This window comes from Chamaesiphon sp. VAR_48_metabat_403, from assembly GCF_031422475.1.
Lineage (GTDB): Bacteria > Cyanobacteriota > Cyanobacteriia > Cyanobacteriales > Chamaesiphonaceae > Chamaesiphon.
In genome coordinates, this window is sequence record NZ_JANPLS010000455.1 from 1 (window position 1) to 7,160 (window position 7,160).

At 43.8% G+C, this 7,160-nt stretch carries 7 protein-coding genes; 4 read left to right on the plus strand and 3 right to left on the minus strand.

Annotated features, from left to right (window positions below; all coding sequences use genetic code 11):
• The first annotated feature begins 190 nt into the window (after positions 1–190).
• From RMO79_RS21905 to RMO79_RS21920, 4 genes are all read left to right on the plus strand, one after another.
• Positions 191–433 (plus strand): hypothetical protein, encoded by a 243-nt coding sequence (locus RMO79_RS21905; RefSeq protein WP_310485386.1) that lies wholly within the window; start codon positions 191–193, stop codon positions 431–433.
• 35 nt (positions 434–468) lie between these two features.
• Positions 469–672 (plus strand): hypothetical protein, encoded by a 204-nt coding sequence (locus tag RMO79_RS21910; protein WP_310485387.1) that lies wholly within the window; start codon positions 469–471, stop codon positions 670–672.
• 159 nt (positions 673–831) lie between these two features.
• Positions 832–1,038 (plus strand): hypothetical protein, encoded by a 207-nt coding sequence (locus tag RMO79_RS21915; protein ID WP_310485388.1) that lies wholly within the window; start codon positions 832–834, stop codon positions 1,036–1,038.
• 65 nt (positions 1,039–1,103) lie between these two features.
• Positions 1,104–1,280, plus strand: coding sequence for a hypothetical protein (locus RMO79_RS21920; protein ID WP_310485389.1), 177 nt, complete (start codon positions 1,104–1,106; stop codon positions 1,278–1,280).
• 92 nt (positions 1,281–1,372) lie between these two features.
• Here the strand turns inward: RMO79_RS21920 and RMO79_RS21925 are convergent, their stop codons facing one another.
• The 3 genes from RMO79_RS21925 to RMO79_RS21935 form a co-directional block, all read right to left on the minus strand.
• On the minus strand, positions 1,373–2,092 hold the full coding sequence (locus RMO79_RS21925) for a peptidylprolyl isomerase (RefSeq protein WP_310485390.1): 720 nt from the start codon (positions 2,090–2,092) through the stop codon (positions 1,373–1,375).
• A 214-nt stretch (positions 2,093–2,306) separates the two neighbouring features.
• The gene (locus tag RMO79_RS21930; RefSeq protein ID WP_310485391.1) at positions 2,307–3,971 is read right to left on the minus strand and encodes an HlyD family efflux transporter periplasmic adaptor subunit; all 1,665 of its coding nucleotides are present in this window, start codon (positions 3,969–3,971) and stop codon (positions 2,307–2,309) included.
• Between the two features lie 302 nt (positions 3,972–4,273).
• Positions 4,274–6,994 carry a peptidase domain-containing ABC transporter gene (locus RMO79_RS21935; RefSeq protein ID WP_310485392.1) on the minus strand — a complete coding sequence of 907 codons (2,721 nt, stop codon included), beginning with the start codon at positions 6,992–6,994 and terminating at the stop codon, positions 4,274–4,276.
• Positions 6,995–7,160: the final 166 nt, after the last annotated feature.

Consider the following 7,160-nt stretch of genomic DNA (forward strand, 5'->3'; position numbering starts at 1 on the left):
AGCATCCTCGCCCCATGCCAACTCCCCCTATTGTCAAGATCTATAAGTAGCAATTGACATTCGTTTCTCAATGCAAGGATGACTTATAAGCCATCCTTGCTTGAGGGATAACATAGAAGGAATAGTAGTTGCGATATATAACTCGAACGAGATCGAAAAACTAAAGCAAGTTAACTAGTACTAAAGCCAAATGGCGAGCATTAAATTAAAAGATTTAGCAGTACATAGTATTGCTGAAGCAGATTTACTTAGTAATTCAGACAGCTTCATTCGAGAATTATCTAAATGTGAGTTGTCTTTACAAGGCGGTAAGAAACGTAAGCCAACTCCTCCGCCGACCGTTATTTCTGATACTCCCTTTGTACTGCCGAATATTCAGACTCTCGATCTATCCAATATCCTGCTGGGCTTTGCGCCTTACTCCATATTTTAGATTGCGATCGTACCAAATTCATTAGGAACAAAAATATGGCTAATATCGAATTAAAAGATCTGACAGATTTAGATAGCTCGATCCGAGAATTATCAGAATCTGAACTAGTTTTACAGGGTGGCAAACGTCGATCGCCTATACCTATTATGCTCCCACCTCCAATCCTCAGTGATTGGCCGACACCAGTCGATCCATCATTTGACAACTTTCTACCACCTTTTGCTAATTTCTATATCTAAGAAACTAGTCCGATCCTAAGCTCGAATGATAGATAGGAAGATGATTGTAGACTGTGTGGTATCAATTTTGATGCCAGCTTTACTCGCTATTCGATCGACTAAACCATCTCTACTTACTTGGAAAAGCTACCAACATTAATCAATTAGGAATCAACCAAAATGGCAAATATTAAATTACGAGACTTGGCTAGCATTGCTGGAGCAGATCTATTCAATGATTCTGAGAGCTTCATGCAAGAATTATCTGAAAATGAACTCAGTCTCCAAGGGGGTATTAAAGACTTTCCCATGACTATCCGCGATACTACCTACAGATTTAAGACTCCTGGGATACTTCCTACACCGCCAATGAGCGAACTTCCATAATCGATCGAATCTATTAAATTCGGTTCGATCGAGAAAACACAATAAGTTAATTAGGAATCAAAAACATGGCAAATATTAAAGTACGAGACTTGACTAGCATTGCTGGAGCAGATCTATTCAGCGATTCAGAAAGCTTTATGCGAGATTTATCTGATGACGAACTTACTACACAAGGAGGAATCACTCCTGCCATTGGAGTTTGGATTCTTGCATCGTCATATTCCTTAGTTGCTTTTCTCTAGAATCAAAACAGCATGAAAGGATGGCATCAATGATGTCATCCTTTTGTACAGCATCTAGATTTCAGGGATTTTCTATCTAACCAATATTTACACTATCCTAAATTCATTGCTTTTTCTCTTAGAAACTCCGTAAATAGTTGAGATTGAATTCCTTCATAAATATCTGGTTCTAGTGTCGCATCGATTTTTTCTTCCAGCCAGATCAGATGAAATCCTTGAGCGGTAGCGATCGGTTTAATTATCTGGGGATAAGTGGTAACTGAAAAGATCGATCGCAATCCCGGATTCAGATCTTTGCGTTTAATTTGACCCAGATAGCCTCCTTTGCGTTTGAGTTCTGGATCGGTGATATATTTACTCGCAACGTCTTGGAAGCTAATTTCTCCCTCTCGGATGGCATAATATAGTTCGGTTGCCAGTTCTTTATTGGTAAGGATGACTTCAGATATGACCACTCGATCGAAATCTAATTGATGCTGGTAGAAGTGTTGTTCTACTTTATCTGTTAATACTACCTGTTTGAGCTTATCGCTCAATAATTCTAGATGAATAATCGTTTCAAATTCATCGAGGGATAGTTGATTGATCTCTAGCCACTTTTCGGTAATTCTGGCACTGATGAGCCTGTTCTTGGCGCGAAACAGATCGGCAGCTTCTTGTAGTTCGGGAATTTCTACTTTAATGCCGAGTTTTTCTGCTTCTGCTTTGACAATCCGCCGCGTGAGAATTTGTTCGATAATTTCTGGGATTTTGCGAGATATTTTGAGTTGTTCGAGGATATTTTCGGTTGTAATATTAGTATCGATCGACATTGTAAGTTTTTCCTATTGTGTGAAGGTGTTTGGAAATTTATTTGTAATAATCGTAGTTGGTAGGAATCCCCTTGAATCCCCCTTGGAAAGGGGGACTTTCGGATCTGGTTCCCCCCTGCTTGGTGTGCTTAACTGTCGGGGAACCCGAACAGTACGCACATCCGCTTTTTAAGGGGGGTTAGGGGGGATTCAGATATCAGGCGAAGTCTTATTCTTAACCACCCTGTTGTAACTTTTTAAACGGATCGAGAATCAGATCGATCGTTTGTCGCTGCCTGACAATTACTTCTGCCGTGGCTGTTTGCCCCAGATTCAGCGGGATTTGTTTGCCCTGCGACTTGATATAATCGCGATCGAGCATCACATCCACCTCAAATGCTTCAATCTTGCCATTTCCCGCATCTACCAGCTTGGAATCGGGCGACACCATTTGCACCTTGCCTTCGACTACGCCATAGTCTTGGAATGGATACGCATCGAATTTCACCTTGACAGGCATCCCCGTTTTTAAAAACCCCGTATTCTGACTGGGCATCTGGACTTTAAGAATTGTTTTCGCGCCCTGTGGGGCAATCTGGGCGACGAGTTGCCCCGTTTGGACGAAAGACTTAGGTTGCTTGAATGGTAGCTGGAGGACGGTACCAGCGACGGGTGCGCGGACGATTTTTTGGGCTAGTTGTCGTTCTGATTCGGCGATTTGCTGGTTGGTTTGGGATATTTCATTATTGAGCGTACCGATTTGAGCTTGAAGATCTTTAAGTTGTTCTTCGCTTTTAAAGATTGCTAATTTGCCCCCCTGAATCAGACTGTCGCGATTGCCTTGCTGTTCTTTTAATTGCGATTCGGCTTGTTTAATCGCCACTTTTTGTTGTGCGGAAATCTGTTGATATTCTCGATCTTGCTCTTGCAGTTTAGATTCTGATTGGCGAATATCGGCTTGGAGCTGATAAATTACTTTGGCGTAATTACTCTCTTGCTCTTTAATCCCCGTTTCAGCTAATTCAACTTCAGCAGCAGATTGGACTGTCAGGCGTTCCATCTCTTTAGCGATGCCTTGAATTTCGACTAACTTTACTTCGGGGATACCGCCTTGCTCCCACAGAAATTGATAGCGTTTAGATTCTTTAAGGCTCCACTGATATTTGCTGTCGTTAATAATCAGGGCTGTTTTAGCGGCGGCGAGTCTTTGACGGGCTTGACGGAGTTGGGCGGCTTTTTCAGTTTGTTGAATTAGTAGGGTAGCTTTGCTATCGGTGAGGATTTTACCAGCTCGATCGAGTTGAATGAGTTTGAGATTTTCGGATAATGGCGCGCTAGATTTTTTATCTGCTAAATTCTGCTGGGCTTGCTCGAATTGAGCGAGTTTCTCGACAGCTTGGGCTTTATTTTGTTGCTGTTGGGTGGCAATTGCGATCGCGACTTGATTTTTGGCAATTCCCAATTGAGACAGCCGATTCATCTGTCCTTCTAATTTAGTCTTCGATTGCTGAATTTCTGCCCTTACTGCATCAGATTCTAGTTCTAATAAAACCTGTCCCTTTTTCACTAACTGTCCCTCCTGCACCCGCACGGCAATTACCGAGCCAGATGTTGCAGATTCAAGCCGATTGGCAGCACCTTTAGTTTCAATTCGCCCTCGCCCCGCTCCCGTTTCATCGAATTTCGACAACATCGCCCAGGGCAAAACTGTACAAGTAAATCCCAAGATTAAATACAACAAACCCCGCGTCCAAATCTGCGGCAAAGCTTCGATCGCATCCTTGACTGTATCCGACCAATCATCAGCAACGACAACTATTGCCGAAGATGTTTTTGGCGATAGTTCGATAAATTGTGACTGTTCTAATTCAATCGTGCGACCATTTAATATTTCAGACATCGTTTTTCCTTTTATATAAACTCTAGAAAATCCCCTCCTCGGAGCGAAAAGTGCGGTCTTGGGGCGCGAGCTTTGTGGGGGAAGCTTCCCCCACAAACGTCGCTTGTTTCCCCTGTCTTGTCTCACCCTTTTTGACGGGGAACCCGTCCAAAGGTGAGCCGCAAGTGAAGCACCTTTTCAAGACAGGGGTGCCCGTAGGGCTACTGGTCGGGTCACCCGCCCAGTGGGGTGGGTAGATCTCCGCTGACTACAATTATTTATCGATCGATAAATCCCGATCGCAGGGCAAATTCCCGCTACAATCAAACAACCCCTGCTGGCTCCAACTGCTGTTGATTGAAATAGTAATAATGCCCCTTCTTAGCAATCAATTCATTATGCGTACCCTGCTCGATCAAAATCCCTCTATCTAACACCAAAATCAGATCCGCAGATCGAATTGTCGAGAGCCGATGGGCAATTACTAACGTCGTGCGACCCTTGAGAATCGTATTCAAATTTTGTTGAATAATTCGCTCCGATTCTGGATCGAGATGGGATGTTGCTTCATCCATAATTAATAACGGTGGATTCCCCATTAATGCCCGCGCGATCGCCAATCGTTGCCGCTGTCCGCCAGATAAAGAGCCGCCACCCTCACCAATTTGGGTTTCATAACCCATCAGTAATTTATCAATAAATTCATCCGCTCCCGCTAATTCTGCTACCTCAATAACTTCATTTAGGTTTGCTCCAGGCTTACTTAAACTAATATTTTCCCGAATCGTACCGCCAAACATAAACGTGTCCTGATCTACTACTCCCGCCTGTTGACGGAGAGAGCGCAATGATAGATTTGCTAAATCGTAACCATCAACTAAAATTCTTCCATCTGTAGCCGGATATAGCCCTAAAGCTAACTTAGAAATCGTCGTTTTACCAGAACCACTTCGCCCGACGAGAGCGACCATTTGCCCTGGTTTTATTTCAAATGATAGATTTTCTAGGATATTTTCATCGCCTTCGGGATGATAGCGGAAGGTAACATTCTCAAACCGAATATGACCTTGAATCGGTGGCAGCGATTGACGCATTTGCAGTTGTAAATCTTCCTCTGGTTCGGCATCTAAGACATCATTAATCCGCTCTACGGCAATTAACACTTCTTGCAGTTGATTCCACAGGACAGTCAACCGTTGAAAAGGTTGGATAATATTACCCAACAGCATATTAAATGCGACTAATTGCCCGATCGTCAGTTGCCCTTGAATCACCTGATATGCCCCAAAACATAACATCCCACTCGTAATCGCCCCATCGATCGCATTACTGAAAATCTGAAGCCGATTGCCAACTATTTCGCCAGCAAAGTTAGTTTTGACGGCTTTATGAAATAGTTCTTCCCAGTTCCAACGAACATTTTGCTCGACGGCGGTGGCTTTGACTGTTTTAATTCCCGTTAAAGCTTGAATTAGATAGCTGTTTTCTTCTGCATAAGCATTGAAAATCTCTCGCGAAATCCGCTGTAAAAATGGTGTAGAAACGATCGCCAGCAAGAAGAATGGTGGGATAATCAGCATCGAAATTAATGCCATCTGCCAGCTATACCAAAACATCAAGCCTAGATAGATAAAGACAGTCAGCAAATCTAGTAAAATGGTGGTCGCTTCGCCAGATAAGAACCGCTGAATCTTTTGATTCTCTTGGATGCGAGACATAATATCGCCCACATATCGCGACTCGAAAAAGCTCAATGGTAGCCGCATTGTATGGCGAATAAACCCGACGATTAAGGCTAAACCAATTTTATTAGATGTATGATCGAGCAAATACTGGCGTAAGCCCATCATCGCCACGCGAAACATACTAAAAATAAACAGCCCGATACTGACGGTAACGAGGGTGAGTTCGGATTTTTGGACTACTACCCGATCGAGAATTACTTGCGTAAATAATGGCGTAACCAGTCCAAAAAGTTGAATGAATAAGGAAGTGATAAAAATCTCAAATACCACTACCCGATGGGGTTTGAGTAATTCAAAGAATTGCCAAAATGCCGTCGTACTTTCTTGAGCATCCTTGAGTAGAGCGGAGGGTTCTAAAATGAGGGCATAACCCGCCCAACCTTGGATAAATTCCTGATGACTGAGCGTGCGTTGACCGATCGCCGGATCTGCTACGATTACTTGTTTATTAGTAATCGCATAAACAACGATATAATGTTTCCCTTCCCAATGCACGATCGCGGGTAACGGCTGCTGGGCTAATCGATCGAGACTAATTTTAACTGGGCGACTGGTAAACCCGACACTTTCCGCCGCCGCCGACAGTCCCTTGAGCGAAGAACCATTGCGATCGACTTTTGCCAGATCCCGCAGTCGATTGACACTAAACTTTTTTCCCCAGTAACGCGCCACCATTACCAAACAAGCCGCACCGCAATCGGACGCACTCTGCTGGGCGTAATATGGGTAGCGACGAGTAACTTTCTGAAACAGATGTCCCGCTCGCTGCACGGGATTGGGGAAGTAAGCCTTGCTGATTTTTTTGCGACGATCGTCACTGGGCAATACAAATGGTACCAAATTCGACCCGGCGGATGGTGCGGATGGAACGATCGTGAGTGAATTTGACTCGTGACAGCGCGACTGTACTGTCGTCAATAACTGCCGATCGATATTGGGATATTTGTTGAGTAGCGGCTTGAAGATTGCCAGCGGTAAAAAACAAATCTGAACATCGATGCCCGCTCTGGCAGTATAGGTAGTCAAATTCCGATCGCCAAAAAAAGTATACTCCCCAAAATATTGCCCGACACCCAAACTCTCGATCGGTTCGTCATCATCGTTTAACAACCGCACTTTGCCAGTTAAGATGATGTACAGTCCAGCAGCAATATCTGTAGCCGTCCACAATTTCCCCAAATCGGGATTAATTAATTGCGCGCGATCGAAACAATATTGATAATCTTGTGGGGTGAGTGCAGCCTGAAAAATCTCGTCGAGCTGAGTAGCCGAAATCAGTTGAGAAAGATGCTGCGCCATAAATCTTAGAATTTAGCTGAATTGTAAATAAATTAAGTTCGGGTAATTCTTCGTTGGCAGTCAGGGTACGATCTGGCAGATCGGCGATCGAAATATTCGCGCTAGACTGGCTAGACTGCTGCTTGGGCTTCGATCTCGTCGATAATCCCAATTCCCGCATCACCCG

What these genes read in the sequence shown, in the direction of transcription:
- RMO79_RS21925 (WP_310485390.1), bottom strand. Translation starts at nt 2,092, where the DNA reads ATGTCGATCGATACTAATATTACAACCGAAAATATCCTCGAACAACTC.
- RMO79_RS21935 (WP_310485392.1), bottom strand. Translation starts at nt 6,994, where the DNA reads ATGGCGCAGCATCTTTCTCAACTGATTTCGGCTACTCAGCTCGACGAG.
- RMO79_RS21920 (WP_310485389.1), top strand. Translation starts at nt 1,104, where the DNA reads ATGGCAAATATTAAAGTACGAGACTTGACTAGCATTGCTGGAGCAGAT.
- RMO79_RS21905 (WP_310485386.1), top strand. Translation starts at nt 191, where the DNA reads ATGGCGAGCATTAAATTAAAAGATTTAGCAGTACATAGTATTGCTGAA.
- RMO79_RS21930 (WP_310485391.1), bottom strand. Translation starts at nt 3,971, where the DNA reads ATGTCTGAAATATTAAATGGTCGCACGATTGAATTAGAACAGTCACAA.
- RMO79_RS21910 (WP_310485387.1), top strand. Translation starts at nt 469, where the DNA reads ATGGCTAATATCGAATTAAAAGATCTGACAGATTTAGATAGCTCGATC.
- RMO79_RS21915 (WP_310485388.1), top strand. Translation starts at nt 832, where the DNA reads ATGGCAAATATTAAATTACGAGACTTGGCTAGCATTGCTGGAGCAGAT.